This window comes from Amycolatopsis sp. CB00013 (genome assembly GCF_001905755.1).
GTDB classification, from domain to species: domain Bacteria; phylum Actinomycetota; class Actinomycetes; order Mycobacteriales; family Pseudonocardiaceae; genus Amycolatopsis; species Amycolatopsis japonica.
In genome coordinates, this window is record NZ_LIWC01000007.1 from 137829 (window position 1) to 164675 (window position 26847).

22 protein-coding genes are annotated in these 26847 nt (G+C 69.0%); 18 read left to right on the forward strand and 4 right to left on the reverse strand.

What is annotated here, in order from left to right; all coding sequences use genetic code 11:
* Positions 1-38: 38 nt before the first annotated feature.
* From gltB to AMK34_RS37555, 5 genes are all read left to right on the forward strand, one after another.
* Positions 39-4607, forward strand: coding sequence for a glutamate synthase large subunit (gene gltB, locus AMK34_RS37535; RefSeq protein WP_073848508.1), 4569 nt, complete (start codon positions 39-41; stop codon positions 4605-4607).
* The gene (locus AMK34_RS37540; protein ID WP_073848509.1) at positions 4600-6108 is read left to right on the forward strand and encodes a glutamate synthase subunit beta; all 1509 of its coding nucleotides are present in this window, start codon (positions 4600-4602) and stop codon (positions 6106-6108) included. The genes gltB and AMK34_RS37540 overlap by 8 nt, the downstream gene beginning before the upstream one ends.
* 113 nt (positions 6109-6221) lie before the next feature.
* Complete coding sequence (locus AMK34_RS37545) at positions 6222-7613, forward strand: alpha/beta hydrolase (protein WP_073848510.1); 1392 nt, start codon at positions 6222-6224, stop codon at positions 7611-7613.
* 128 nt (positions 7614-7741) lie between these two features.
* A complete protein-coding gene (locus tag AMK34_RS37550; RefSeq protein WP_038510418.1) occupies positions 7742-8674 on the forward strand; it encodes a trypsin-like serine peptidase in 933 nt (310 codons plus the stop codon).
* 80 nt (positions 8675-8754) lie between these two features.
* On the forward strand, positions 8755-10146 hold the full coding sequence (locus tag AMK34_RS37555; RefSeq protein WP_038522829.1) for a class II 3-deoxy-7-phosphoheptulonate synthase: 1392 nt from the start codon (positions 8755-8757) through the stop codon (positions 10144-10146).
* 75 nt (positions 10147-10221) lie between these two features.
* On the opposite strand, the gene AMK34_RS37560 is transcribed toward AMK34_RS37555, so the two are convergent.
* Complete coding sequence (locus AMK34_RS37560; protein WP_083650107.1) at positions 10222-11529, reverse strand: wax ester/triacylglycerol synthase family O-acyltransferase; 1308 nt, start codon at positions 11527-11529, stop codon at positions 10222-10224.
* A gap of 217 nt (positions 11530-11746) precedes the next feature.
* Between AMK34_RS37560 and AMK34_RS37565 the strand changes: the two genes are divergently transcribed.
* Complete coding sequence (locus AMK34_RS37565) at positions 11747-12256, forward strand: DinB family protein (protein ID WP_073848511.1); 510 nt, start codon at positions 11747-11749, stop codon at positions 12254-12256.
* Here AMK34_RS37565 and AMK34_RS37570 read toward each other — a convergent pair.
* Together AMK34_RS37570 and AMK34_RS37575 are read right to left on the reverse strand one after the other, a co-directional pair.
* Positions 12243-13028, reverse strand: a complete 786-nt coding sequence (locus AMK34_RS37570) for a DUF1295 domain-containing protein (RefSeq protein WP_073848966.1) — start codon at positions 13026-13028, stop codon at positions 12243-12245. The two genes, AMK34_RS37565 and AMK34_RS37570, sit on opposite strands and share 14 nt — an antisense overlap.
* Positions 13028-14299, reverse strand: a complete 1272-nt coding sequence (locus tag AMK34_RS37575; protein WP_073848512.1) for an SAM-dependent methyltransferase — start codon at positions 14297-14299, stop codon at positions 13028-13030. Before AMK34_RS37575 ends, AMK34_RS37570 begins: the two co-directional genes overlap by 1 nt.
* 87 nt (positions 14300-14386) lie before the next feature.
* On the opposite strand from AMK34_RS37575, the gene AMK34_RS37580 reads away from it, so the two are divergent.
* The 11 genes from AMK34_RS37580 (at position 14387) to AMK34_RS37630 (ending at position 23509) form a co-directional block, all read left to right on the forward strand.
* Positions 14387-15664, forward strand: a complete 1278-nt coding sequence (locus AMK34_RS37580) for an NAD(P)/FAD-dependent oxidoreductase (RefSeq protein ID WP_073848513.1) — start codon at positions 14387-14389, stop codon at positions 15662-15664.
* Complete coding sequence (locus AMK34_RS37585) at positions 15658-16398, forward strand: DUF1365 domain-containing protein (RefSeq protein ID WP_073848514.1); 741 nt, start codon at positions 15658-15660, stop codon at positions 16396-16398. Before AMK34_RS37580 ends, AMK34_RS37585 begins: the two co-directional genes overlap by 7 nt.
* Positions 16391-17002: an ECF RNA polymerase sigma factor SigK gene (sigK, locus tag AMK34_RS37590; protein ID WP_073848515.1), complete on the forward strand. Its 612-nt coding sequence runs from the start codon at positions 16391-16393 to the stop codon at positions 17000-17002. The genes AMK34_RS37585 and sigK overlap by 8 nt, the downstream gene beginning before the upstream one ends.
* Positions 16999-17769 carry an anti-sigma factor gene (locus AMK34_RS37595; protein ID WP_038510434.1) on the forward strand — a complete coding sequence of 257 codons (771 nt, stop codon included), beginning with the start codon at positions 16999-17001 and terminating at the stop codon, positions 17767-17769. The genes sigK and AMK34_RS37595 overlap by 4 nt, the downstream gene beginning before the upstream one ends.
* Positions 17770-18019: 250 nt before the next feature.
* A complete protein-coding gene (ftsZ, locus tag AMK34_RS37600; protein WP_073848516.1) occupies positions 18020-19342 on the forward strand; it encodes a cell division protein FtsZ in 1323 nt (440 codons plus the stop codon).
* Between the two features lie 74 nt (positions 19343-19416).
* Positions 19417-20124, forward strand: coding sequence for a peptidoglycan editing factor PgeF (gene pgeF / locus AMK34_RS37605; RefSeq protein WP_038510440.1), 708 nt, complete (start codon positions 19417-19419; stop codon positions 20122-20124).
* Complete coding sequence (locus AMK34_RS37610) at positions 20121-20852, forward strand: YggS family pyridoxal phosphate-dependent enzyme (RefSeq protein WP_073848517.1); 732 nt, start codon at positions 20121-20123, stop codon at positions 20850-20852. Before pgeF ends, AMK34_RS37610 begins: the two co-directional genes overlap by 4 nt.
* An 81-nt stretch (positions 20853-20933) precedes the next feature.
* Positions 20934-21533 carry a cell division protein SepF gene (locus AMK34_RS37615; RefSeq protein WP_016335930.1) on the forward strand — a complete coding sequence of 200 codons (600 nt, stop codon included), beginning with the start codon at positions 20934-20936 and terminating at the stop codon, positions 21531-21533.
* 114 nt (positions 21534-21647) lie between these two features.
* Positions 21648-21923 carry a YggT family protein gene (locus tag AMK34_RS37620; protein WP_005155180.1) on the forward strand — a complete coding sequence of 92 codons (276 nt, stop codon included), beginning with the start codon at positions 21648-21650 and terminating at the stop codon, positions 21921-21923.
* 54 nt (positions 21924-21977) lie between these two features.
* A complete protein-coding gene (wag31, locus tag AMK34_RS37625) occupies positions 21978-22838 on the forward strand; it encodes a DivIVA-like cell division protein Wag31 (RefSeq protein ID WP_037344910.1) in 861 nt (286 codons plus the stop codon).
* 110 nt (positions 22839-22948) lie between these two features.
* The gene (locus tag AMK34_RS37630) at positions 22949-23509 is read left to right on the forward strand and encodes a hypothetical protein (RefSeq protein WP_073848518.1); all 561 of its coding nucleotides are present in this window, start codon (positions 22949-22951) and stop codon (positions 23507-23509) included.
* Here the strand turns inward: AMK34_RS37630 and AMK34_RS37635 are convergent.
* Positions 23506-25314: an FUSC family protein gene (locus tag AMK34_RS37635; protein ID WP_073848519.1), complete on the reverse strand. Its 1809-nt coding sequence runs from the start codon at positions 25312-25314 to the stop codon at positions 23506-23508. The genes AMK34_RS37630 and AMK34_RS37635 overlap by 4 nt on opposite strands.
* 260 nt (positions 25315-25574) lie before the next feature.
* Between AMK34_RS37635 and AMK34_RS37640 the strand changes: the two genes are divergently transcribed.
* Positions 25575-26831 (forward strand): HNH endonuclease signature motif containing protein, encoded by a 1257-nt coding sequence (locus tag AMK34_RS37640; RefSeq protein ID WP_073848520.1) that lies wholly within the window; start codon positions 25575-25577, stop codon positions 26829-26831.
* Positions 26832-26847 lie beyond the last annotated feature (16 nt).

The window sequence follows — 26847 nt, forward strand, 5'->3', positions numbered from 1 at the left end:
CCCGGCCGCTGAGCACAGACGACGAAGGAGGTCCCTTCATGATCTTCTCCGCCATTCCAGGCAAACAGGGTCTCTACGATCCCGAATCCGAACAGGACTCCTGCGGTGTGGCCATGGTGGCCGACGTCCGCGGGCGGCGCTCGCACGGCATCGTCACCGACGGCCTGTCCGCGCTGACGAACCTCGACCACCGCGGGGCCGCCGGAGCGGAGCCGACCAGTGGCGACGGCGCGGGCATCCTGCTGCAGCTCCCGGACGAGCTGCTGCGGGCGGAAGTGGACTTCCCCCTGCCCCCGGCGGACGCCGACGGCCACCAGACCTACGCGACCGGGATCGGTTTCCTGCCCTCGGACGTCGAGGAGCGGAACAAGGCCATCGCCCTGATCGAGCGGATCGCCACGGAAGAGGGCCTCGACGTCCTCGGCTGGCGTGAGGTACCGGTCGACGCCGACCGCGCCGACATCGGCCCGACGGCACGTTCGGTCATGCCGCATTTCGCGATGCTGTTCGTCGCGGGCGCCGAGTCCGACGGGCGATGTCCCGCCGGGCTCGAACTGGACCGGCTGGCCTTCTGCCTCCGCAAGCGCGTCGAGAACGAGAGCGTGACCGCGGGCTGCGGCACCTACTTCCCGTCGCTGTCCTCGCGGACCATCGTCTACAAGGGAATGCTGACCCCCGAGCAGCTCCCGCTCTTCTTCGCCGACCTGACCGACACCCGGCTCACCAGCGCCATCGCGCTCGTGCACTCCCGGTTCTCCACCAACACCTTCCCGTCTTGGCCGCTGGCGCATCCGTTCCGGTTCGTCGCGCACAACGGCGAGATCAACACCATCCGGGGCAACCGCAACCGCATGCGCGCCCGTGAGGCGCTGCTCGAATCGGACCTCATCCCCGGCGATCTCACCCGCCTGTACCCGATCTGCTCGGCCGACGCGTCGGACTCCGCCTCCTTCGACGAGGTGCTGGAGCTGCTGCACCTCGGCGGGCGGTCGCTGCCGCACGCGGTGCTGATGATGATCCCCGAAGCGTGGGAGAACCACGCCGGGATGGACGCACAACGTCGTGCGTTCTACCAGTTCCACGCCAGCCTCATGGAGCCGTGGGACGGCCCGGCCTGTGTCACCTTCACCGACGGCACGCTCGTCGGCGCGGTGCTGGACCGCAACGGCCTGCGGCCCGCCCGATGGTGGCGCACCGCGGACGACCGGGTCGTGCTCGCCAGTGAGGCGGGCGTCCTCGACGTCGCCCCCGCGGACGTCGTGGCCAAGGGCCGCCTCAAGCCCGGCCGCATGTTCCTGGTGGACACTGAGGCGGGCCGGATCGTCGACGACGAAGAGGTCAAGTCGGCGCTGGCCAAGGAACTCCCGTACGAGGGCTGGCTGCACGCCGGTCTCCTGCAGATCGCCGACCTGCCGGACCGCGACCACATCGTGCAGAGCCACGATTCCGTGCTGCGGCGCCAGCTTTCCTTCGGCTACACCGAAGAAGAGCTGAAGATCCTCCTCGCGCCGATGGCGGTCAAGGCGGCCGAGCCGATCGGTTCGATGGGCTCCGACACCCCGCCCGCCGTACTGTCGCAGCGTTCGCGGCTGCTCTACGACTACTTCAAGCAGAACTTCGCGCAGGTCACCAACCCGCCGCTGGACGCGATCCGCGAAGAGCTCGTCACCTCGATGAGCCGGATCATGGGTCCCGAGCGCAACCTGCTCGCCCCCGGCCCGGCCTCCTGCCGCCACGTGCAGCTGCCGTATCCGGTGATCGACAACGACGAACTCGCCAAGCTGATCCACATCAACGACGACGGCGACCTTCCCGGCTTCGCGTGCAGTGTCCTTTCCGGACTGTACGAAGTGGACGGTGGCGCCGACGCGCTGGCGTCCGCGATCGAGCGGGTCCGGCGCGAGGCGTCGGAGGCGATCGCGGCGGGCGCGCGCACGCTCGTGCTGTCCGATCGCGACTCCGACCACCGCATGGCGCCGATCCCGTCGCTGCTGCTGGTGTCCGCGGTGCACCACCACCTGGTGCGCACCAAGGAGCGGCTCCGCGTCGCGCTGGTCGTCGAGACCGGCGACGCCCGCGAGGTCCACCACATCGCGCTGCTGCTCGGTTACGGCGCCGCGGCGGTGAACCCGTACCTGGCCTTCGAGACCATCGAGGACATGATCTCGACCGGTGCGGTCACCGGGATCGAGCCGGCCAAGGCGATCCGCAACTACGTCAAGGCGCTCGTGAAGGGCGTCCTGAAGATCATGTCGAAGATGGGCATCTCGACCGTCGGCGCGTACACCGCGGCGCAGGTCTTCGAATCCTTCGGCCTGGCCCAGGACCTGCTCGACGAGTACTTCACCGGGACGTCGTCGAAACTCGGCGGGGTCGGGCTGACCGTGCTCGCCGAAGAGGTCGCAACGCGGCATCGTCGCGCGTACCCGGACAACCCGACCGATCGTGTCCACCGTGGACTCGAGACCGGCGGCGAGTACGCGTACCGCCGCGAGGGCGAGCTGCACCTGTTCACCCCCGAGACCGTTTTCCTGTTGCAGCACGCGACGAAGACCGGCCGGGAAGAGGTGTACAAGAAGTACTCCGACGAGGTGCACCGCCTGTACCGCCAGGGCGGCGCGTTGCGCGGGCTGTTCTCCTTCCGCGAGGGCGCTCGCGAGCCCGTCCCGCTGGACGAGGTCGAGCCCGTCGAGGCGATCTTCAAGCGCTTCAACACCGGCGCGATGTCCTACGGTTCGATTTCGGCCGAGGCGCACGAAACGCTCGCCATCGCGATGAACCGCATCGGCGGCCGGTCGAACACCGGTGAGGGCGGGGAGGATCCCGAGCGGCTGTACGACCCGGCGCGGCGCAGCGCGATCAAGCAGGTCGCGAGCGGCCGCTTCGGCGTCACGAGCGAATACCTCGTCAACGCCGACGACATCCAGATCAAGATGGCGCAGGGCGCGAAGCCGGGCGAGGGCGGGCAGCTGCCGCCCAACAAGGTGTACCCGTGGATCGCGCGCACGCGGCACTCGACGCCGGGCGTCGGGCTCATCTCGCCGCCGCCGCACCACGACATCTACTCGATCGAGGATCTCGCCCAGCTGATCCACGACCTCAAGAACGCCAACGAGAACGCCCGCATCCACGTGAAGCTGGTGTCCTCGCTCGGCGTCGGCACGGTCGCGGCCGGGGTGTCCAAGGCGCACGCCGACGTCGTGCTGATCTCCGGCCACGACGGCGGTACCGGCGCCTCCCCGATGAACTCGCTCAAGCACGCGGGCACCCCGTGGGAGATCGGCCTCGCCGAGACCCAGCAGACGTTGCTGCTCAACGGTTTGCGCGACCGGATCACCGTGCAGGTCGACGGTGCGATGAAGACCGGCAAGGACGTCGTCATCGCCGCGCTGCTCGGCGCGGAGGAGTACGGCTTCGCGACGGCGCCGCTGATCGTCGAAGGCTGCGTCATGATGCGCGTCTGCCACCTCGACACCTGCCCGGTCGGCGTCGCGACCCAGAGCCCGGATCTGCGCAAGCGGTACACCGGCCAGGCCGACCACGTCGTGAACTACTTCCGGTTCGTCGCCGAAGAGGTCCGGGAAACGTTGGCGGCACTCGGTTTCCGCACCCTCGACGAAGCCATCGGGCACGCCGAGGTGCTGAACACCGACGAGGCGATCGAGCACTGGAAGGCATCCGGTCTCGACCTGGCACCGATCTTCGAGATGCCCGCCGAGACCCCGTACGGCGGGGCGAAGCGGCGCACGCGGGGGCAGGACCACGGCCTGGAGCACGCCCTCGACCGGACGCTGATCCAGCTCGCCGAGGCGGCGCTGGAGGACGCGCATCCGGTGCGGCTGGAACTGCCGGTGCGGAACGTGAACCGGACCGTCGGCACGCTGCTCGGTTCCGAGATCACCCGTCGCTACGGCGGTGAGGGCCTGCCCGAGGACACGATCCACGTGCTGCTGACCGGTTCCGCCGGGCAGTCGCTCGGGGCGTTCCTGCCGCGCGGCATCACGCTTGACATGGTCGGCGACGCGAACGACTACGTCGGCAAGGGGCTTTCGGGCGGGCGGATCATCGTGCGCCCGCATCCGGACGCGAAGTTCGCCGCGGAAGGCCAGACCATCGCCGGGAACACGCTGGCCTACGGTGCGACCGGCGGCGAGATGTTCCTGCGCGGCCAGGTCGGCGAACGGTTCTGCGTGCGGAACTCCGGTGCGGTGGTCGTCGCCGAGGGCGTCGGCGACCACGCCTTCGAGTACATGACCGGCGGACAGGCCGTGGTGCTCGGCCCGACCGGGCGCAACCTCGCGGCAGGGATGTCCGGTGGCGAGGCGTACGTGCTCGACCTCGACCGCGGCAAGGTCAACGAGGAGATGGTGAATCTCCAGACGCCGTCGTCCGAGGACCTCGCCTGGCTCAAGAAGACCGTGCAGAAGCACTACGACCTCACACGTTCGGCCGTGGCCGCGTCGCTGCTCGGCGACTGGCCGCGTCGCTCGGCGGCGTTCACCAAGGTGATGCCCCGCGACTACCAGCGTGTCCTTGACGCGGCGAAGGCGGCGCGTGCCGCGGGCCGCGACGTCGACGAAGCGATCATGGAGGCCGCTCGTGGCTGATCCGACGGGTTTCCTGAAGTACGAACGTGAAGAGCCGAAGAAGAAGTCCAAAGAGGACCGTCTCACCACCTGGGGAGAGGTCTACGCCGACGTGGAACCCGGCGAGCGCAACGAACAGGTGCGCAAGCAGGCTTCGCGATGCATGGATTGCGGCATCCCGTTCTGTCACTCCGGTGGTTCCGGCTGCCCGCTGGGCAACCTGATCCCGGAGTGGAACGACCTGGTGCGCCGCGGCGACTGGGCCGCGGCGAGCGACCGGCTGCACGCGACCAACAACTTCCCCGAATTCACCGGGAAGCTGTGCCCCGCGCCGTGCGAGGCGGGCTGCGTCCTGTCGATCTCGCCCCTGTCCGGCGGTCCGGTGTCGATCAAGCGGGTCGAGCAGACGATCGCCGACCAGTCCTGGGAAGCGGGCTACGTGCAGCCGCAGGTCTCGGCGGTCTCGTCGGGGCAGCGGGTCGCGGTCGTCGGCTCCGGCCCGGCCGGGCTCGCCGCCGCGCAGCAGCTGACCCGCGCCGGCCACGAGGTGACCGTCTTCGAGCGGGACGACCGGCTCGGCGGCCTGCTGCGGTACGGCATCCCCGAGTTCAAGATGGAGAAGAAGGTCCTCGACCGGCGGCTCGCGCAGCTCCGCAAGGAGGGCACGAAGTTCGTCACCGGCTGCGAGGTCGGCGTCGACCTGACCGTCGAGGAACTGCGGGCGGACTACGACGCGGTGGTCCTCGCCGTGGGCGCGCTGCGCGGCCGCGACGACAAGACCACTCCCGGCCGCGAGCTCGCCGGGATCCACTTGGCTATGGAGCATCTGGTCCCGGCCAACAAGTACGTCGAGGGCGACGGCCCGTCGCCGGTCGACGCGGCGGGCAAGCACGTCGTCATCATCGGCGGCGGCGACACCGGGGCCGACTCCTACGGCACCGCGACCCGGCAGGGCGCGCTTTCGGTGACCCAGCTGGACCAGTACCCGACGCCACCGTCCACAAGGGACGACGAACGCTCGCCGTGGCCGACCTGGCCGTACATCCTGCGCACCTACCCGGCGCACGAGGAGGCGGGCGAGCGCAAGTTCGCCGTCGCGGTCACCCGGTTCATCGGTGACGACGAGGGCAACGTGCGCGCCGTGGAGCTCCGTCAGGTCCGCGTGGTCAAGGACCCCGAGACCGGCAAGCGCATGGTGACCCCGGTCAACGACGAGGTCGAGGAACTGCCTGCCGACCTCGTCCTGCTCGCGATCGGGTTCGAGGGTGTCGAGCACATGCCGCTGCTGGACGGGCTCGGTCTCTCGCTGACCCGGCGCGGCACGCTCTCGTGCGGTGCGGACTGGCAGACCTCCGCGCCCGGCGTGTTCGTCTGCGGCGACGCGCACCGCGGTGCCTCGCTGGTGGTGTGGGCGATCGCCGAGGGACGTTCGGTGGCGAGCGCCGTCGACGCGTACCTCACCGGCGCTTCGGATCTGCCCGCTCCGGTGCACCCGACGGCGTTGCCGCTCGCGGTGGTCTGAGCCCGGTGCGCGCCGACAGCGTGGTCGGCGCGTTCCTTCCTGCCCAAGGTGGAGGGCGGGGATCAACCTCCGGGCCGACGCGGTAGGGCGGCCGGTCACGCCACGCTTTCCGCATGAGAAAAACGTTGGCGATACTGGCTTTCCTGCCACTGGCGGTAGCCGTCCCGGCGACCGCCGATGCGGCTCCGGCACTACGGTGGACGTCTCCCTGCCCGGACTACGGCATGACACCCTCACCGACCGAGGGCCTCGAATGCGCGAAACTCCAGGTGCCGCTGGACTACGCCGATCCCGGCGGCCGGACCATCGAACTCACCGTTTCCCGTAAGGCGAGTAAATCGCCGAAGCGGCGAGGCGTGCTGCTCATGAACCCCGGCGGCCCGGGGAGCCCAGGACTGGCGATGCCCGCGCAACTCGCGCAGCGACAGGGACAGTCCGGCCTGCTCGACAGTTACGACGTCATCGGGTTCGACCCACGCGGGACCGTCTACAGCACGCCGGTGACCTGTGACCTGAGCGAGGAACAGCAGTTCATCCTCGTCGGCCCGTACGCGGAGGGCCCGCGCGACGTCGCCGAGAAGGCGGCGAAGTCCCGCGTCGTGGCGAAGCAATGCGCCGAGTCGAAGACCGCGGATCTCCTGCCGCATATGACCACCGCCAACACCGCGCGCGACATGGACCGGATCCGCACGGCGTTGGGGGAGCGGAAGATCTCGTACTACGGCGTTTCGTACGGGAGTTACCTGGGCGCGGCGTATTCCTCACTGTTCCCGGCGCGCACGGACCGGATCGTGCTGGACAGCCTGCTCGGCCCCGACGGGCTCGACGTCCGGGCACATCAGCGTTTCGCGGACGGCTTCGACGACCGCTTCGGCGACTTCACGGCGTGGGCGGCGGCGCACGACGACGTCTACCACCTCGGGCGGACACAGGCCGAGGTGACGGCGAAGTTCCTCGAGCTGGCCGAAAAGCGCCCGGGAATTCGAATCGACACCTGGGGCGCGCTGTACGACGACGCGAACTTCCCCGGTCTCGCCGAGCGGTGGGCCGCTCCGGCAGCGAAGGCGCAGGGCGGACCGCTCGACGGCGACAATCACGCCGCGCTCCAGCTGCAGGTGCTCTGCAACGACTCCGACTGGCCGGAAAGCGTTCGCTACTACCGAAAAGCGGTCGAACGCGCCCGCGTGACGCAGCCGATGTTCGGCCCCGCGGCCGCGAACATCACGCCCTGTGCGTTCTGGCCCGTCGAGCGCCGCGAACCACCCGTGTGGATCCACGACCGCGGACCGTCGAACATCCTGCTGGTGCAGAACCTCCGTGATCCGGCGACGCCGTTGTCCGGTGCGCGGGAGCTGCGTTCGGCGTTGGGCGGACGGGCGAAGTTCGTCACCGTGGACGCCGGCGGGCACGGCGTCTTCACCAAGGAGAACGCCTGCGGCAACGACTTCGTGGTCCGGTACCTGCGGGACGGCGTCCTCCCGGCCGCCGACGCGCACTGCCGCTAGACCGAACGGCCCATACGCCACCCCGGATGCGGCCGAACGGCCGCTTGTACCCCCGGTAGCAGGACAAATACTTTCGAAATGTCGTGCAAGTCATACGGCAATTCACCGGTGGCGAAAGGTGGTACGCCATGAAGAGGACGGCTTCCCGGACGGGGATACTGGCGGCGCTCGTGGGACTGGCGGTGACGGCGCTGACGGCCGTCGCGAATCCCGCCCACGCCGGGCCGGTCCAGCATCAGACGGTCACCGACGCGCAAGCGGTCGCGGCCTACTGGACCCCGGAGCGGATGCGGTCGGCGGTGCCGATCGAACAGCTGGTCCAGGCGCCCGCCTTCACCCCGAAGGATGTCGCGAAGGGCACGAGCACGATCATCCAGAGCATCCCCAACGGCGGGGGCGCGTGGACCGGCGCGGGCAAGGTCGTGCAGACCGCGGGCCGGGTGTTCTTCACCATGGGCGGGCGGAACGCGTCGTGCTCCGGTGACGCGGTCACCAGCACGAACGGCAGCGTCGTGATCACCGCCGGGCACTGCGTGAAGTACCAGGGCGCCTGGCACACCAACTGGACCTTCGCTCCCGGCTACAACAACGGCAACACGCCCTACGGCACGTGGGCCGCGAAGAGCACGCTGACCACTCCTCAGTGGGAAGCGAGCGAGGACATGAACTACGACATCGGCGCCGCTGTGGTGAACCCGCTCAACGGGCAGAAGCTGACCGACGTCGTCGGCGCGCAGGGGATCGCGTTCAACCAGGCGCGCAACCAGTCGATGTACACGTTCGGGTACCCGGCGGCCGCCCCGTACGACGGCACGAAGCTGATCTACTGCAGCGGGAGCACGTTCACCGACTTCCTGCTCACCAAGGACCACGGGATGAACTGCAACATGACCGGTGGTTCGAGCGGCGGCCCGTGGTTCCTCAACTTCAGCGAGGCGACCGGTGCGGGCGTCCAGGCCTCGGTGAACAGCTTCGGCTACAACTTCCTGCCCGGCTACATGTTCGGTCCGTACTTCGGCACGGACGCGCAGAACCTCTACAACAAGGCCCAGGCCGCCTGATCCCTTCCGCCGCCCGTCCACGTTCTGGGACTTTCGTCCCGGTGGGCGGGCGGCTTTCGGCGCGGCATATCCTGGTGCCTGTGAACTGGACAGTGGACGTTCCCGTCGACACGCTCCCCGAACTGCCACCCCTGCCGCCCGAGCTGCGTGACCGGCTCGACGACGCGCTTTCCCGGCCCGCCGCGCAGCAGCCCGAGTGGCCGGACGCCGAGCTGACGAAGCGCGTACGCGGCGTGCTGGAGAGCGTGCCGCCGATCACCGTCCCCGCCGAGATCGACCGCCTTTCGGACCGGCTCGCCATGGTCGCCCGCGGTGAGGCGTTCCTGCTGCAGGGCGGCGACTGCGCGGAGACGTTCGAGTCGAACACCGAGCCGCATATCCGCGCCAACCTGCGCACCCTGCTGCAGATGGCCGTCGTCCTCACCTACGGCGCGAGCCTGCCGGTGGTGAAGGTCGGCCGGATCGCCGGCCAGTACGCGAAGCCGCGTTCGGCGTCCACCGACGCGCTCGGCCTGCCGGTGTACCGCGGCGACATCATCAACTCGCTCGTCGCCAAGCCCGAACTGCGCGTGCCCGACCCCGGCCGGATGATCCGCGCCTACGCGAACGCGGGCGCCGCGATGAACCTGGTCCGCGCCCTCACCGGCGCCGGCATGGCGGATCTGCACCAGGTGCACGACTGGAACAAGGACTTCGTGAAGTCCTCGCCCGCCAGCGAGCGCTACGAGGCGCTGGCCGCGGAAATCGACCGCGGCCTGCGGTTCATGTCGGCCTGCGGCGTCACCGACAGCTCGCTCCAGTCCACCGAGATCTTCGCCAGCCACGAGGCGCTGCTGCTGGACTACGAGCGCTCCATGCTGCGGATGGACCGTGCGGACGCGGCGAACCCCAAGCTGTACAACCTGTCCTCGCACTTCCTCTGGGTGGGTGAGCGGACGAGGCAGCTCGACGGCGCGCACATCGCCTTCGCCGAACTGCTGGCCAACCCGATCGGTCTCAAGATCGGCCCGACGACCACGCCCGAGCAGGCCGTCGAGTACGTCCGGCGGCTCGACCCGCGCAACGAGCCCGGCCGCCTGACGCTGATCGCCCGCATGGGCAACGGCAAGGTGCGCGAGGTGCTGCCCGCGATCGTCGAGAAGGTCGAAGCGTCCGGGCACAAGGTCATCTGGCAGTGCGACCCGATGCACGGCAACACGCACGAGGCTTCGACCGGCTACAAGACCCGGCACTTCGACCGGATCGTGGACGAGGTGCAGGGCTTCTTCGAGGTGCACCGCAAGCTCGGCACCTACCCCGGCGGCATCCACGTCGAGCTGACCGGCGAGGATGTCACCGAATGCCTCGGCGGCGCGCAGGAGATCTCGGATCTGGACCTTTCGGGCCGGTACGAGACCGCGTGCGACCCGCGGCTGAACACGCAGCAGTCGCTGGAGCTGGCGTTCCTGGTCGCGGAGATGCTGCGCGGCTGACCTGCCCCCTTACGCGCGCCATGAAAGGTCCTTTCCTTGCAAAATTTGCAAGGAAAGGACCTTTCATAGCATTCGCTAGACGGTGTCCAGCAGGCGCGAAGCGGACTTGAGCACGCCGTCCCGCAGCGAACCCACGTCCGAGACCGCCGCCCCGTTCGCCTGCAGTCCGATGTGGACCGAGTCGCGGTAGGTCGCCACCGCGATCCCGACCGCCTGCCGTGGCGCCAGCGGCACGAACGGGTACACGCCCGAAACCTGCGTCCCGTCCAGGGTGAGCCGGTTGGGCGGCACCGGCACCGTGGTCACCACGAGGTCGAACAGCAGCGGCGCGGCCAGCCCGGCGGCCTTCGAACCGAGCCGGTGCAGCATCGGCGGCATCCGGTCGGCGAGCAGCGGGAAGGCGCCCGCGCCCCGCGCCGGGCCCGCGGCCTTGTTCCGGCTCATCTCGCGCTGGACGGCCAGCAGCCTCTCCACCGGATCGTCGAGGCCGACCGGCAGATCGCAGAGGTACCCGGACAGCTTGTTCCCGCCGAGCTGCTCGGCGGACCGCCCGCGCACGCTGACCGGGATGAGCGCCCGCAGGGTCCGGTCGTCGGCGCGTTGGCCGCGGTTGATCATCCATTCCCGCAGCGCGCCGCTGAGGATCGCCAGCACGACGTCGTTCGCGGTCCCGCCGTGGGTCCGGCGGATCCGGCGGATCTCGGCCGTGTCCAGCCGGACGAGGCCGAGCCGTCGTTCGGTCGACGGCGGCGCGCTGATCGGGGACAGCGGCGAACGCGTCGCGCGCACCACCGACGACGCGATCCCGGCCTGGGTCAGCGTCGAGCCGACCGCGTCCTTCACAGCGTCCACAGGGGACCGTGGCGGGGGTGGCGCGGCACCGCTGTGCGCGCGCCGGGCAGGCCGGGGGAGCCCGTCGAGCAGGCCGACGGCGACGGCGTACGCGCCCGCCCCGTCGGTCAGCGCGTGGTGCAGTTTCAGCAGCAACGCGAACTCGCCGTCCGGCAGGCCGGTGACGAGATGCAAGTCCCACAACGGTTTTCCGGTGTCGAGCGGCCGTCCCATCCACCGTGACGCGTAGGCGGAGAGCGGGTCCGGTTCGTACAGGGAACTCAGGTGGTGATGTGAAATATGTTCACTGGCAACGAAATCCGGGTCGTCGGCCCAGATCGCGGCGCCGGGCGGGAACAGCGCGGTGCGGGGACGCTGACGCAGTTTGGGGAGGCGTGCCGCCCGCTCGGCGAGCAGCGTGGTCAGCTCGCGCGCGTGCACCTGCCCGTGCGGGCGGAAGGTGACCACCGCCCCCATGTGCATGGGCGTCGTTTCGCTTTCCAGGCAAAGGAAAGCGACATCGAGTGCGCTCAGCTGCAGGCCTGACATCATCTGCCTTTCATCGACACTCCGGCTAGGCACAACTGCACCAGCCTGACATGACGGGCGGGTGGTCGTCATGTTTCCTGGGCGCTAACTACCGTCGGGTTCACTCGAACGATGGGATCACGTTCGGACACGGACCACCGCTCTGCGACAGATGGTGGACAGTGCCTCCCCGGGTAACTCGTTAGCGGATCATCCGAGGAAACCGGCAGACTGCACGACCATGACCGACGAACCGAAGCGCCCCGAACCGCCACTCACCGGCGACGAGCGCACCCAGCTGAACGGCTTCCTCGACTTCCTTCGCGCCACCGTCGTTTGGAAGTGCTCCGGCCTCACCGACGAGCAGGCCCGGCGGCCGCTCGTCCCCAGCGAACTGACCACCGTCGCCGGTCTGCTCGGGCATCTGACCCTCGTCGAGCAGTACTGGTTCACCGTGGTGCTCGGCGGGCAGGAGGACGTCTGGAAGGAGGCGCTGGAGGCCGATCCGGACGCCGAGTTCCGGGTGGCCATGCAGACCCCGATCGAGCAGTTGATCGCCGCCTACGAGGCCGAGTGCGAGCGCAGCCGCAAGATCGTCGAAGCGATGGGGCTGGACGACGAGGTCCCCTTCCGCGGCGACCGCAAGGTCAACGTCCGGTTCGTGGTCGCGCACATGATCGAGGAGACCGGCAGGCACGCCGGCCACCTCGACCTGTTGCGCGAGCTGACGGACGGTCTCACCGGGGAGTGACGCGGCGAGGGGGCAGTGGGAAGAACCCGCTGGTCCGCTCGACGTACGTCGCGTATCCCGGCCGCGAACGCCGCAAACCCTTCTCCAGCAAAGGTTTTCCGGTCCCCTTGGCCAGCGTGTACGTCATCGCGATCGGCGACAGCACGGTCGCCGCCCCCACCCAGCTCGAACACGCCAGCAGGTACAGGCCCCACCACACGCACGCGTCCCCGAAGTAGTTGGGATGCCGGGTGTAGCGCCACAGACCGCTGTCGAGCACCTTCCCCTTGTTGCCCGGATCGGCCTTGAAGCGGCGCAACTGCTCGTCGCCGACCGTCTCGAACCCGAAGCCCACCAGCCACACCGCGACGCCCAGCCACGCCGTCACCCCGAAGGTGTCGCCGTACATCGCGAACTGGACCGGCAGCGAGACGAACCAGAGCACCACGGCCTGCACCAGGTACACGCGGACGAACAGCTTGAGCGCCGGATTCTCCCCGGCGCTCTCGGCCATCCGCACATAGCGCGGGTCTTCGGGCACCTTGTGGTTTCGCAGGTGGAGGTGGACGCCGAGGCGTATGCCCCAGATCGCGGTCAGCAGCGCGGTGACCACGCGCAGCGCGACCGACCCGTCCCCGAGCGGGGCCGCCACCAGTGCGACGAGCGCGAAGCCCGGCCCCCACAGCGTGTCGACGGTGTCGTACCGCTTCCGCCACCGCGCGATGCCGAAGGTGACGACGAAGGCCAGCAGCGTCGCGCCCGCCGTGACCGCGAGGGTCCCGCCGAGGGGCATCAGGACCACTCCCGGGTGGCGGGCAGCGCGCTCAAGCCTTCTTCCGACGACCGGACCGCGAGGATCTGGTCCACGCCCATCCGGTTCTCCTCGAACGCGAGCGCCCCGCCGACCAAGTACAGCCGCCAGACGCGCGCGCCGGATTCACCGATCAGCGCGACGACGTCGTCCCAGTTGCTTTCGAGCGTCTTCTCCCAGGCCCGGACCGTGCGCACGTAGTGCTCCCGCAGCGCGTGGACGTCGCGGATCTCGAACCCGGCGGTCTCCAGATGCCCGAGTGTGCGGCTCAGCGGCCGCATCGTCATGTCGGGGGCGATGTAGCGCTCGATGAACGCGCCGCCGCCGGGCGCCACCGCGCCGCGTGACATCTGCTGCAGGACCAGCCGTCCGGTGGGCTTGAGCATCCGGTACAGCGTCCGCGTGTACTCGGGGTAGTTCTCCTCGCCGACGTGCTCACCCATCTCGATGGAGGCGACGGCGTCGAAGGGCTCGTCACGCAGTTCGCGGTAGTCCTGCCGCCGGACTTCGACGCGATCCTCCAGGTCGTGCTGGACGAGGCGGCCGCGGACATGCTGCAGCTGCTCCGCCGACAGCGTGATCCCGACGGCGGTCACGCCGTGATGTTTCGCCGCGTGCACCAGGAGCGAGCCCCAGCCGCAGCCGACGTCGAGCAGCCGCATCCCCGGGCGCAGGCCGAGCTTGCGGCAGATCAGTTCGAGCTTGTCCCACTGAGCCTGTTCGAGGTCGTAACCCTCCTCCTCGGACGTCCAGTACGCCGACGAGTAGGCCATCGATTCGTCCATCAACAGCTGGTAGAAGGCGTTGCTGAGGTCGTAGTGGTGCGCGATCGCCGACTTGTCGCGGAGCAGGGTGTGCAGCTTCCCGGACAGCCGGGCCTCCTCGGCGGGCGGTTTGGGCGGCGGCCCGACGACACCGAGGCTCACGGCGAGACGCAGGGCCTCGGCCCAGTCGCGCGGGCCGAGCTTCGCACCGCGCACGGCGCCCGAACGGGTCAGCGCCCAGATCCGGCGGAATCCGTCGGCTAGATCGCCCTCGACGTCGAGATCACCAGAGACGTACGCCCTGGCCAGGCCCAATTCGCCGGGGGCGTAGAGGAGACGGCGCAGGGCACGGCGGTTGTGGAGCACCACGGTCGGGGCATCCGGCGGACCGGCGCGTACGCCATCCCAGGTACGCAGACCGACCGGAAGGGCGCCACCGAGGAGCCGCTCGACGAACGGGGCTAGGCGGGACACGGGACTGTTCGGCATAGTCGTCATTCGCTCCCGGACCGGAAAGGGATGGGTCGGATGCCGCGCCGGTTCACGAGATCCAATCCTCGCCCGATCCGGCTCCGAATGCTTCACGTGCACACCAAGGGTCAACGCATCGGAGTCATCGGCAGCGGCGTGGCCGGCCTCACGGCCGCCTATCTGCTGCAACGCCGCTACGAGGTACTGCTGTTCGAAGCCGAAGACAGGCTGGGCGGGCACGCGCACACCCACGACGTCCCGAGCGCGCACGGCGGCACCGTCGGCGTCGACTCCGGATTCATCGTGCACAACGAGCGTACCTATCCGAACCTGCTCCGCCTGTTCGCCGAACTGGGCGTCGCCACCCGCGACACCGAGATGTCGATGAGCATCCGCTGCGACGGCTGTGGGCTCCAGTACGCCGGCGCGAAGGGCCTGAAAGGCCTGTTCGCGCAGCCGCGCAACGTCGCACGAGGCCGCTACCTGCGGATGCTCGCCGACGTCAAGCGCTTCCACCGGCACGCGAGGCGCGTCCTCGAAGCGCCCGAGGCCGGAGACGTCACCCTCGGTGCCTTCCTCGCGATCGGCGGGTACACGAAGTACTTCGTCGACCACTTCATGCTCCCGGTCGTTTCGACCGTCTGGTCCGCCGACCGGACCGACACGCTCAAGTACCCCGCGCGTTACCTGTTCGAGTTCCTCCGCAACCACGGGATGCTGTCGGTCGGCGGGTCCCCGAAGTGGCGCACCGTCGTCGGCGGCTCCCGCGAGTACGTCGAGCGGGCGGCCAAACAGCTGACCGCCGTGCATCTGTCGACTCCGGTCCGTTCGGTCAAGCGCACCGCGCGCGGTATCGAGGTCCGCGACGACGCCGACACACGGCACCGGCTCGACAAGGTCGTCCTGGCCACCCACGCGGACCAGGCGCTGAAGCTGCTCGCGTCGCCGACCGCGGCCGAGCAAGACGTCCTCGGCTCCTTCCGGTACTCCAGCAACGAGGCGTGGCTGCACACCGACACCGGCGTGCTCCCGACGGCGGAATCGGCGCGGGCGGGCTGGAACTACGCCACGCCGTTCTGCGGTGCCCACCACGGCGCGGTCCAGGTGTCCTACGACATGAACCGCCTGATGCGGCTCGACGAGCCGACCGGCTACGTCGTCACGCTCAACCCGGGCACCGGCCCGGCCGACGGGTCGGTGCTGGCCAAGATGACCTACGAACATCCCGTCTACACGCCGGAATCCGTGGCCGCCCAGCGTCGTCTGCCCGAACTGAACGACGGCACGGTCGCCTTCGCCGGCGCGTACCACGGCTGGGGGTTCCACGAGGACGGCTGCGCGTCCGGTGTCCGCGCGGCCGAGAACTTCGGAGTGCGATGGTGACCGTCATGGCCGTGCTCTACGACTCCACGGTGGCGCATGTCCGGCGCATCGAGCCGCCGATCTCGTTCGCCCACCGGATCTACCTGTGGTTCGTCGACCTCGATGTGCCGCCGAAGCTGCCGTGGTGGCTTCGCCCCTTCGCACGCTTCGACTCGCGAGACCACTTCGCGCCCGAGGACCCCTCCAGCATCCGGTCCAAATTGGACCGCTGGCTCGCGGCGCGCGGCGTCGACCTCCGCGGCGGCCGGGTGCTGATGCTGGCAGGCGCGCGGATGCTCGGCCACAACTTCAACCCGATCACCCTGTACTGGTGCCACCGGCCCGACGGCGAACTCGAATGCGTCGTCGCCGAGGTGCACAACACCTACGGGGGCAGGCACGCGTACCTCCTTCGGCCCGACGCTGACGGGAACGCCTTCGCGGACAAGGAGTTCTACGTCTCGCCGTTCCAGTCGATGGACGGGGAGTACCGGATGGCGGTACCCCGGCCGGAGTCGCTGCTTTCGGTCAAGATCGCCCTCCACCAGGACGGGAAGACGCCGTTGACCGCGTCGCTGCGCGGCGTGCGGCGCCCGGCCACCGCCAAGTGGCTGGCGCACATGCTGATCACCCGTCCGCTCATGCCGCACCGGGTCTCCGCGCTGATCCGGCGGCACGGGGCCAAACTGTGGTTGAAGAAGGCGCCGATGACACAGCGGACGCCCCAGACGGCCGGAGGCAGGCTTGATGGATGACTCGGCACGCCCGCGCCGGATGGCGCCCGTTCCCGGAAGCAGCGGTGAACCGGCCGGACCGACGGCCGAGGATCTGCTCGTCCGGGTCGCGAAGGGGGACGAGCGGGCCTTCGACGCCTTGTACGACCGGCTCGCCGGTCCGGTCCTCGGCCTCGTGCGGCGGATCCTCCGTGACGCCGCACAGTCCGAAGAGGTCACGCAGGAGGTCATGGTGGAGCTGTGGCGCACGGCCACGCGCTACTCCCCGGAGCGGGGGAGCGCGCTGAACTGGGCCATGACGCTCGCGCACCGCCGCGCCGTCGACCGCGTCCGCTCGGCACGCGCCAGCTCGGACCGCGAGGTGAAGGCGACCTTCGAGGCCGCCCGCGCGCGGCCCTTCGACGAGGTGGCCGAGGCCGTCGCGGCTCGCTGGGAGCGTTCGCAGGTACGCCGCTGCCTGACCACCCTCACCGAGCTGCAGCGGGAATCCGTCCTGCTCGCCTACTACCAGGGCTATACCTATCGCGAGGTCTCAGAGGTACTGCAGACCCCGCACGGAACCATCAAGACCCGGCTCCGGGACGGCCTGATCAGGCTCCGGGACTGTTTGGGGGTGACGGCATGACCATGCCCGAAATGCACACGCTCACCGGCGCGTACGCCGTCGACGCGCTGTCCGAAGTGGAGCGAGCGCAGTTCCAGCGCCACCTCGCCGAGTGCGCCTCGTGCGCGCAAGAGGTCCTCGAACTGCAGATGACGGCGACCCGGCTCGGTGCCGCGCTGGCCGAAGACCCGCCGCCCGAACTCAAACGCCGCGTGCTCGCCGAGGCGATGGCGACCAGGCAGCAGCCGCCGAAGACGCGCTTCGGCGCGGGCGAGCGCGTCAAGGACCGGCGTCGCGCCCCGCGCTGGGCGATCGCCGCGGTGGCCGCGGCCGTCGTCGGGCTCGCGGGCACCGCCGTGTTCGGCGGGATCGCCTACGACAACCACTCGCAGCTGACGGCCGCGCGGGAGCGTGCGGCGCAGTACGCGGAGCGCTACGCCCCGGTCGCCGACGTCCTTTCGGCCGTCGATCTCCGGACCGGGCACGCCGAGACCTCGGCGGGCGGCGGTGGCACCGTGATGATGTCGCGCGCGAAGGACCGGCTGGTCTTCATGGCGGCGCAGCTGCCGGCGAACGAACCGGGCCGGACCTATCAGGCCTGGCTCATGTACCCGGGTGCCGCGCCCAAGCCCGCCGGGCTCATTTCCGGTGGTCAGGACGGTGCGCTGCTGGTCGCCGACGGGCTCGGCGGGGCGGAGAAGTTCGCGCTCAGCGTCGAACAGGCCGGTGGATCACCGACCGGGTCGCCGTCGAAGGACGTCGTCATGGTCATGTCCATGCCCACCTGATCTTCGCTTTTACCAGGCCGCCGTTCGCCGCCGCGACCGGGTCTCGCTCTTGCGCCCGCGAACATGTTGTGGCAAAACACCTTTGCGACACACGGCGTGGCTACTGGATTCGAGCCAGCCTGGTGCATACCGTCCTGCTTCAACGTCGGCAGTTGACATAACTCTCAATCTGAACTTCAGCTCGAGGGTTCGGTACAGGCTCAGCGACCGGCGGGCAGCACGGGCACACACGATCAGGAAGGCGGCCCCGATGACGCCCCCGCACAACTACCTTGCGGTGATCAAGGTCGTCGGTATCGGCGGCGGCGGCGTGAACGCCGTGAACCGCATGATCGAGGTCGGCCTCAAGGGCGTCGAGTTCATCGCGGTGAACACCGACGCGCAGGCACTGCTCATGTCCGACGCCGACGTCAAGCTCGACATCGGCCGGGAACTGACCCGCGGCCTCGGTGCCGGCGCCGCCCCCGAGGTGGGGCAGAAGGCCGCCGAGGACCATCGCGAAGAGATCGAAGAGGTCATCAAGGGCGCCGACATGGTGTTCGTGACCGCGGGCGAGGGCGGTGGCACCGGCACCGGTGGCGCGCCGGTCGTCGCCCAGATCGCCCGCAAACTCGGCGCGCTGACCATCGGCGTCGTCACCCGCCCGTTCACCTTCGAGGGCAAGCGCCGCAGCAAGCAGGCCGAAGAGGGCATCCAGCAGCTGCGCAACGAATGCGACACGCTCATCGTGATCCCGAACGACCGGCTGCTGCAGCTGGGCGACATCGGCGTCTCGCTGATGGACGCCTTCCGTTCGGCGGACGAGGTGCTGCTGTCCGGTGTCCAGGGCATCACCGACCTGATCACCACGCCGGGTCTGATCAACCTGGACTTCGCCGACGTCAAGAGCGTCATGTCCGGCGCGGGTTCCGCGCTGATGGGCATCGGCTCGGCGCGCGGCGAGGGCCGGGCGATCCAGGCCGCGGAGAAGGCGATCAACTCGCCGCTGCTGGAAGCGTCGATGGACGGGGCGCACGGCGCGCTGCTGTCGATCGCGGGCGGATCGGACCTCGGCCTGTTCGAGATCAACGAAGCCGCGTCGCTGGTGCAGGAGTCCGCGCACCCCGACGCCAACATCATCTTCGGGACGATCATCGACGACTCGCTCGGCGACGAGGTCCGGGTCACCGTGATCGCGGCCGGTTTCGACGCCGGCACCCCGACGCACAAGAAGCTCGACCCGCCGGCGTTCGGCTCCCGCACGAACTCGACCGCGTCCGCGCAGGCCGGCCAGGTCAACGGTGGCGGGGCGACACCGGTGCAGAGCCCGCCTTCGGGTGCCACGCCGGTGCCGTCGACCGGTTCGAACGGCTACCCGGTCGCGCCGCCGCGCACGCACACGCCGATGCCGTCCGCCCGTAACGAGGGCAACGGTTCGCTGAGCGGCGGGCTCCCGCAGCCCGGCGGCGGTTCGCGCGGCTACTCGCCGATCGGGTCGAACACGAACCACGGCAGCCTGCCCGGCCGTGCCACCCCGGTGCACGACGACCCGTCGGACGACGAGGTCGACGTGCCGCCGTTCATGCGCCGGTAGTTCGCCAGTACGTTCCGTGAAGGCCTCCTTGACTACAGTCGAGGGGGCCTTCACTCAGGTCTAGGAGGAAAAGCGTGCGGGTACGGCGGGTCGTCACGACACGGGCGGGCGGGGCTTCCCGCGCGCCTTACGACACCTTCAACCTCGGTGATCACGTCGGCGACGACGCGGGCGACGTCTACGCCAACCGCAAGCGCCTCGCCACCGAACTCGGCCTCGCCGAGGACAGGCTGGCCTGGATGGAGCAGGTCCACGGCCGGACCGCGACCGTCGTCGACGGCTCGGAGACCTCCGCCGCCGAAGCGACCGACGCGCTCGTAACGGCCGAGCCCGGCCTCGCGCTCGTGGTGCTCGTCGCCGACTGCGTGCCTCTTCTGCTGGCCGACGCCGAAGCCGGTGTCGTCGCCGCCGTCCACGCGGGCCGCGTCGGCGCCAGGGTCGGCGTCGTCCCCGCCGCGGTCGAGGCGATGCGTTCGCTCGGCGCCGAACCGGCCAGGACCGAAGCGCTGCTCGGTCCCGCGATCTGCGGCGACTGCTACGAAGTCCCCGCCGACATGGCCGCCGACGTCGAAAAGCACGTGCCGGGCAGTGCCTGCAAAACCCGCAAGGGCACGCCGGGGCTCGACCTGCGCGCCGGTCTCTGGCGGCAGCTGGCCGACCTCGGCGTCGGCAAGATCGGCGTGGATCCGCGCTGTACCAACGAAGACAAGACGCTCTTCAGCTTCCGGCGCGACGGCACGACTGGCCGGATCGCCGGGATCACGTGGCTGGACGCGTCGTGAGTGACGCCCGCAAGGGGGAACTCGCCGCCTCCCTCGCCGAAGTGGAAGAGCGGATCGCGGCCGCGTGCAAGTCCGCCGGCCGGGCCCGCGACGAGGTCAAACTGCTCGCGGTCACCAAGACCTTCCCGGCGCTCGACGCCGCGCTGCTCGCCGACCTCGGCGCGCTCGATCTCGCCGAGAACCGCGATCAGGAAGCGGGCGCGAAGGCCGAAGAGGTCGCCGAGCTGCGCCCGGACGCCCGGATCCGCTGGCATATGGTCGGCAGCCTGCAGCGGAACAAGGCCAAATCGGTCGTGCGGTGGGCCGACGAGGTCCAGTCCGTCGACTCCGAACGGCTGGCCGAGGCGCTCGCGAAAGCGACCAAGTCGGCCCTCGAATCCGGGCAACGCGAGCACCCGTTGGACGTCCTCATTCAAGTAAGTCTCGATGACGATCCGAAGCGCGGGGGCATTCGGTTGAGCGACGTGAGCCATTTGGCGGAGCGGATAGCCCATGTGGGTGATATTCGCCTCCGGGGGCTTATGGCGGTCGCGCCGCTGGGTATTGATCCCGCGGAGGCGTTCGGGAAACTCGCCCGAGCGTCGGAGCGTCTACGGGAAGAACACCCAAATGCCCGTGAGATCTCCGCCGGAATGAGCAATGATCTCGAGCAGGCGATCGCGCACGGGTCGACCTGTGTGCGTGTCGGAACCGCGTTGCTCGGTGGACGCGGTTTAGCCTCGCCTTAGGGAATACCGTCTCGTCGTTACGGGGAGTGGCGGCGAGGGCGGGGGAGTACGTGCGGGACGCGGCTAAGGCTAGGGAGAGGCATGAGCGCGCTGCAGAAGCTGAAGGCCTACTTCGGGATGGTGCCCGCGGACGAAGACGGCTATGACGTCGAGGATGACTACCGGCGAGGCTACGCCGACGACGAGTACGACTACGACGACGAGCCGCCGGCCCGGTCACGGGGTGGACGTTACCGGGACGAAGTTGACACTTACGACGAGCCCGCACCCCGGCCTCGGTCACGCTCCGTGGCCAGTCCGGAGCCGGCCGTCCACGGAGCGCTGGCGATGGACCGTCAGCCGGAGCCGGTCGCGCGGCTGCGGCCGGTCACCGAGCCGGTCCGTCCGGCGGTGCGTGACCCGTTGAGCCGGATCACGACGTTGCACCCGACGAGCTACGCGGAAGCGCGCGCGATCGGGGAGCACTACCGGGAGGGCATCCCGGTGATCATGAACCTCACGGAGATGGAGAACGCGGACGCGAAGCGTCTCGTCGACTTCGCCGCGGGGCTCGCTTTCGCGTTGCGCGGATCGATGGACAAGGTCACCAACAAGGTGTTCCTTCTCTCACCGCCCGATGTGGATGTCACCGCGGAGGACCGTCGGCGGATCGCCGAAGGCGGATTATTCCTGCGCGGCTGATCACCCGGTGACCGCTGAGCGCAGCCGGATGTGATTTTGTCGACTCATCGGCATCCGCGGCCCGTCAACTGCGTCTTTTGACGTGAGGCATGGCAGAGTGGTTACGTGAATGCTGTGTTGCTGGTCGTCTGGTACGTGCTGTTCGCCTTCTGGCTCCTGCTGACGGCACGGATCGTCGTCGAGCTCGTGCGTGCTTTCGCTCGCGAGTGGCGTCCTGCCGGAGGGGTTGCGGTAACGCTCGAGACCATCTACACAGTGACCGACCCACCGGTTCGTCTGTTCAGACGAATCATCCCGACCGTACGAATCGGCGGCGTCGGACTGGACTTATCGATTATGGTGCTGCTGTTGGTTGTGTTCTTCGCGATGCAGCTGGCAACGCCAGGGTGATTTTCGGGGAAGCCCCGGTGGACCTGCAGGCCATGGAGTGCGTGAGGTGATCTGATGTCGTTGACCCCCGCTGACGTGCATAACGTCGCGTTCAGCAAGCCGCCCATTGGCAAAAGGGGCTACAACGAGGACGAGGTGGACGCGTTCCTCGACCTGGTGGAGACCGAGCTTGCCCGGTTGATCGAGGACAACAACGAGCTGCGGCAGCAGGTCGAGCAGCTCGACAACGAGCTCGAGACCACGCGTGGTGAGCTCGAAAACGCCAAGGCCGGCGCCGTCGGCCCGCCGCCGCAGGTACGCGACGAGCCGTCGCGCCGCCTGGCGCCGGTGCCGCCGCCGCAGTCGGCGATGGAGCAGACCCAGGCCCACTCGATGGTGCCGGACAACGGGGAGCCCAACGTCCAGGCCGCGAAGGTGCTCGGGCTGGCGCAGGAAATGGCCGACCGGCTCACCGCCGAGGCCAAGACCGAGTCGGACGGCATGCTCGCCGAAGCCCGGACCAAGTCCGAGCAACTGCTTTCGGACGCGCGGTCCAAGTCGGACTCGATGGTGAACGAGGCGCGTACGCGTGCCGAGACGATGCTGAACGACGCGCGGACCCGTGCCGAGACCTTGGAGCGCCAGGCGCGCGACAAGGCGACGACCATGGAGCGCGAGGCTCAGCGCAAGTACACCGAGACCATGAACAACATGAACGCGGAGAAGGGCTCGCTGGGCAAGAAGATCGAAGAGCTGCGCACGATCGAGCGGGAGTACCGCACGAGGCTGCGCGGGTTCCTCGAGTCCCAGCTGCGTGAGCTCGACGACCGCGGTTCGGCCGCTCCCGCCTCGGCGTCCTCGTCGAACTCGGGGCAGTCGTCGTCCTCCGGTAGCGGACAGGGTTACTCGTTCGGTCCCCGGGCCGAAGCGGGCTGATCTCTGCCCCGGTTTGTTTCTACAGCGGTTTGTTTCTACACAGTGGAACGGCCTCGGCACTCTCCGGAGGGTCGGGGCCGTTTCCCTGTGCGCTCGTGTTGTAATTCACCGTGCTCTTCATCGTCCTGGTACTGGTACTGGCGGCTCTGGGGCTGCTCGTCGCGGCGCTCATCACCGCGAACTCCCTGTGGGCTTGGATCTCCATCGGTCTCTCCGTCGTCGCGGGGTTGCTGCTCCTCTTCGACCTGCTGCGCCGCCGGAAGAAGCGCGCGGCCGAGGCCCCCGCTGAGGAAGCGGCGGAAGACCCGGCTGAAGAGGACGAGCCCGCCGCCGAGGGTGAGGAAAAGAAACCCGAGGACGTCGAGCAGACCGTCCTGATGCCCGCCGCGGGTGAACTCGGCGACGCGGAGGACACCCCCGAGCCTCAGCAGAATGGCGACCCCGGCGAGGAGAAGAGCGACCCCGCGGATGTGGCGGTCGTCTCCGAACTCGAGATCGAGGTCGTCGTCGTCGACGAGTACCCGCGCTATCACGTGACTTCGTGCGAGTGGCTCGAGACCCGGGACACCATCCCGCTCGGCATCGGCGAGGCGCGGCAGCTCGGGTTCACCCCGTGCGCGCTGTGCACCCCCGATGCCGAAATCGCCGGGAAGCACCGCGAGAAGGCCTAGAGCTTCTGCGCCGCTTCGCCGACCGCCACGACGTCGGCGGCGATCGTGTCGAGCACCAGGCGCTGTTCCTCGTCGGCGTCCCGTGGCACAGGGATCTCCGCGGTTTCTTCGGTGCCGAGCGTGCGCGCCGCCTCGTCGACGGCGTCTGCCGCTTCGGCCGATCCGGGCCGCAGCAAGAGCGACGACGCCGTGACGGACAGGCCGCGCAAGGCTTCGGCGGCCTTCTCCAGCGCGTCCCGTTGACCGGGCGCGGGTTCCTTGGTGCCCGGCTCCGCCGCGAGCAGACCGTGATGGGCGATGGTGGCGGCACGGAACTCGCGGCCGAGCGTCCGCGGATCGACGTCTTCGCCGCGTAGTTTCCGCGCCACCGAACCGAGTAGCTCCCGGGTGGCGCCGACGGCGTTCTCGAACCGTTCCGCCGGACCGGGTTTCGGCACCCCGGGGATCGCGGCGAAGCCGAACAGCAACGCGATGGCGCCGGCGAGGATCATCAGGAGCAGGTACTCGATGAGCACGTAGCGCGGGTCGAGATGTCTGGTGGTCGCGTTCATGCCGACCGACATCAAGACCATGCAGCCGTTGAACACCGCCGGTCGCGTCTGCATGAACGAGAACCCGCCGAGGAGCGCGACGAGCCCGATCGGCAGCAGGAATCCTTGCGGCAGAAGCCAAAGAACGAGACTCAGGACGACGGCGCCGCCGAGTGAACCGCCGATCCGCTGCCAGGCCTTGCCGAGGCTGTCCCGCCATTCCGGTTGCAAGATGGCGAAGGTGCCGAGCAGGAACGACACGGTGAGCGGGTCGCCTGGCCGGAAACTCGCGACCACCAAGGCCAAACCGACGCCGAGCCCGCAGCGGAGCGCGTGCCGGAACTGCGCCGACTGCCAGGAGAACGCGCCGCCCAGCTCGATCCTGCGCAGTTCCTTGCGGAGTCCCTTCGGAACGTCCACACGCGACTCGTCACGTTCGGTCGCCGCGGTCCGGATGGTTTCGAGCGCCTCCCAAAGCGCGGTGACGAGCCTCGCCGTGGCGCCGGGCAGACCGCCGGGTTCGTTGCGCCGCACCGGTTCGACGTCGTTCGGCGCAGTGGGGCTTCGGACGGCTTCGGCCAGCCTGGCGGCTTCTTCCGTGGCGGCGTCGAGTGTTTCGCCGATTTCCTTGCTGTCCAGACGTTTCCGGCGGATCTCCAGCAACCCCGTGGCCGCGCGATACCGGAACAGGCCGCCGAGGACCCCGCCGGTCCAGCGCCGGGGCCGATCCGCGAGCCAAAGCCTCGCCGCCCGCACCTGGGTTTCGGAAGTACCCGTCGAGAGCGCGTCGGCCAGCGCGTCACGGGTCGGCTTGGCGGGATCCTTCGCTCCCATCAGCACCCGCAACAGGATCACGACCCCCACCGCGATCGCGGGCGCGCCCAGGATCTGCCCGGCCGACGCCGTGCCCGTCAACTGAAAGCCGTACCCGAACAGCGACGCCATCCCGAGCCCCAGCCCGACCGTCACGAACCGCGGCCCGAGCACGGGCACCAGACCGGCGACGACCACGATCGCCACCAGCAGCCCGATCGCCGCCCACTGCGACACCGCGCCCAGCAACCGCGGCACCCCGACCGCGAGGATCAGCGCGGGCGCGAACCACGCCAGCAACCGCAGATCCGCCCAGAGCGGCCCGCCGACCGCCGCGATGAGGCAGAAGAGCGCGGTGAGGGCGGCCAGGACGGCCGCGTTGCCCAGTCCCAAGAGGAACCCGAGCCCGCTGACACCACCGAGGACGACCAGCAGGACGACGAGGAGTCCGGGCCCTTTCATCGGGCCACGCAGATCGGCATACCGTCAACCTAGAGGCGGTGGCGGGGACGGCAACTCGGGGCTTTGCGTGGTGGGCCGGCGTCGGTCGCGCTCGTGAGTGCAATTCGTGCCTTAAGGCTATCTAGTGCTTAAGGCGCCTTCGTGTCCTTAAGGTGCTTCGCTGCTTTAAGGCTCCCTTCGCTGTTGCCATTTTTCGGCAATTCTTCTTGTTGGTCTGTTCGGGCTAGCGCAAGTGTTCGGTTCGGCGTAGCTTTGAGGTCGTGGCCAGCAACGATGCACCTCCAGAGACGCCCATCGAGTGGTGGCGCGTCGATACCGCGACGCTGCATGCCCGCAAACAAGAACTCGAAGTCCTCAAGCGCCGGGCAGATGCGGAGCAGAACGCGATCCTGGCGGAAATCAATTCCCGTGGGATCAGTGGCTGCAGCGGTCATTCGACGCTGATGGGGCTGATACTCGAGGACTTCCTGGTGTCGGACAAGGAAGCCGCCGCCCGCGCCGACCGGGTCCTGGCCCTGCATCCCGGCCCGGCGATCGGCGGGGACCCCGAGCCGCCCTTGGCTCCGTTGACGGCTGAGGCTGCTGCGGAGGGTGCGATCGGGGGCAGTCAGATCGACGCCATCATCCGGACCCTGGCCCGTATCCCTTCTTCGGTTCCCGACGAAGACGTGCGAGTGGGAGAGAAAATCCTCGTCGAGCTGGCTCGTCGGGCGGGCCCTCGGCAGATCGCCCGTGCCGGACGTCGCCTGCTGGACGAACTCGACCCCGACGGAAAAGAGCCCCGCAACGAGGATCCGAAAGACACCCGCCCGGAGCTGCGGTTCGTCAAACACCGCGACGGCTCACTCGGCCTCAAGGCCCGGCTTGATCTGGAAACCTATGCTCGGTTGAAGTCCGACCTGGATCCGATGGCCAAACCTCACAAAGCCATCGACGGAATCCGGGACTCCCGCACCCAGGACGAACGCTACGGAGACGCCTTCACCGACTACGTGCGGTTGAAAACCACCAGCCGCAACCTTCCCGGCCAAGCCGGCGAGGCGACCCACATTTTGGTCACCATGTCCTACGAGGACCTGATCAACGACCTCGGCGAAGCCCACCTGGATCTGGTCGGGCCGATCAGTGCGACCGACGCCCGAATCCTCGCCTGCGACGCCCGCGTGCGGCCCGGCGTTCTCGGTACCGCAGGTGAACCACTGGACATCGGCCGCTCCAAACGCACCGTGTCATTGGCGCAGAAGTACGCGTTGACCCTCCGCGACGGAGGCTGCGCCTTCCCTGGCTGCGACATGCCGGTGCCCCGGTGTACCGCTCACCACATCGTTTTCTGGCGACACCACGGCGAAACGAAGATCGACAACCTCGTGCTGCTGTGTACCCGGCATCACCGGCTGATCCACCGCAGCGAATGGAAAGTCCAGATCGCCCAGGACGGCCTACCCGAATTCACCCCGCCGGCTTACCTCGACTCGACCGGAACGCCAAGGAGGAACACCATGCACCTCAGAACATAGGCCGAACGCTGTATAA

Coding starts and splice junctions, on each gene's coding strand:
- gltB (WP_073848508.1), top strand. CDS start 39: ATGATCTTCTCCGCCATTCCAGGCAAACAGGGTCTCTACGATCCCGAA.
- AMK34_RS37545 (WP_073848510.1), top strand. CDS start 6,222: ATGAGAAAAACGTTGGCGATACTGGCTTTCCTGCCACTGGCGGTAGCC.
- AMK34_RS37550 (WP_038510418.1), top strand. CDS start 7,742: ATGAAGAGGACGGCTTCCCGGACGGGGATACTGGCGGCGCTCGTGGGA.
- AMK34_RS37560 (WP_083650107.1), bottom strand. CDS start 11,529: ATGATGTCAGGCCTGCAGCTGAGCGCACTCGATGTCGCTTTCCTTTGC.
- AMK34_RS37565 (WP_073848511.1), top strand. CDS start 11,747: ATGACCGACGAACCGAAGCGCCCCGAACCGCCACTCACCGGCGACGAG.
- AMK34_RS37570 (WP_073848966.1), bottom strand. CDS start 13,028: ATGCCCCTCGGCGGGACCCTCGCGGTCACGGCGGGCGCGACGCTGCTG.
- AMK34_RS37575 (WP_073848512.1), bottom strand. CDS start 14,299: ATGCCGAACAGTCCCGTGTCCCGCCTAGCCCCGTTCGTCGAGCGGCTC.
- AMK34_RS37580 (WP_073848513.1), top strand. CDS start 14,387: ATGCTTCACGTGCACACCAAGGGTCAACGCATCGGAGTCATCGGCAGC.
- AMK34_RS37585 (WP_073848514.1), top strand. CDS start 15,658: ATGGTGACCGTCATGGCCGTGCTCTACGACTCCACGGTGGCGCATGTC.
- sigK (WP_073848515.1), top strand. CDS start 16,391: ATGGATGACTCGGCACGCCCGCGCCGGATGGCGCCCGTTCCCGGAAGC.
- AMK34_RS37595 (WP_038510434.1), top strand. CDS start 16,999: ATGACCATGCCCGAAATGCACACGCTCACCGGCGCGTACGCCGTCGAC.
- ftsZ (WP_073848516.1), top strand. CDS start 18,020: ATGACGCCCCCGCACAACTACCTTGCGGTGATCAAGGTCGTCGGTATC.
- AMK34_RS37615 (WP_016335930.1), top strand. CDS start 20,934: ATGAGCGCGCTGCAGAAGCTGAAGGCCTACTTCGGGATGGTGCCCGCG.
- wag31 (WP_037344910.1), top strand. CDS start 21,978: ATGTCGTTGACCCCCGCTGACGTGCATAACGTCGCGTTCAGCAAGCCG.
- AMK34_RS37635 (WP_073848519.1), bottom strand. CDS start 25,314: ATGAAAGGGCCCGGACTCCTCGTCGTCCTGCTGGTCGTCCTCGGTGGT.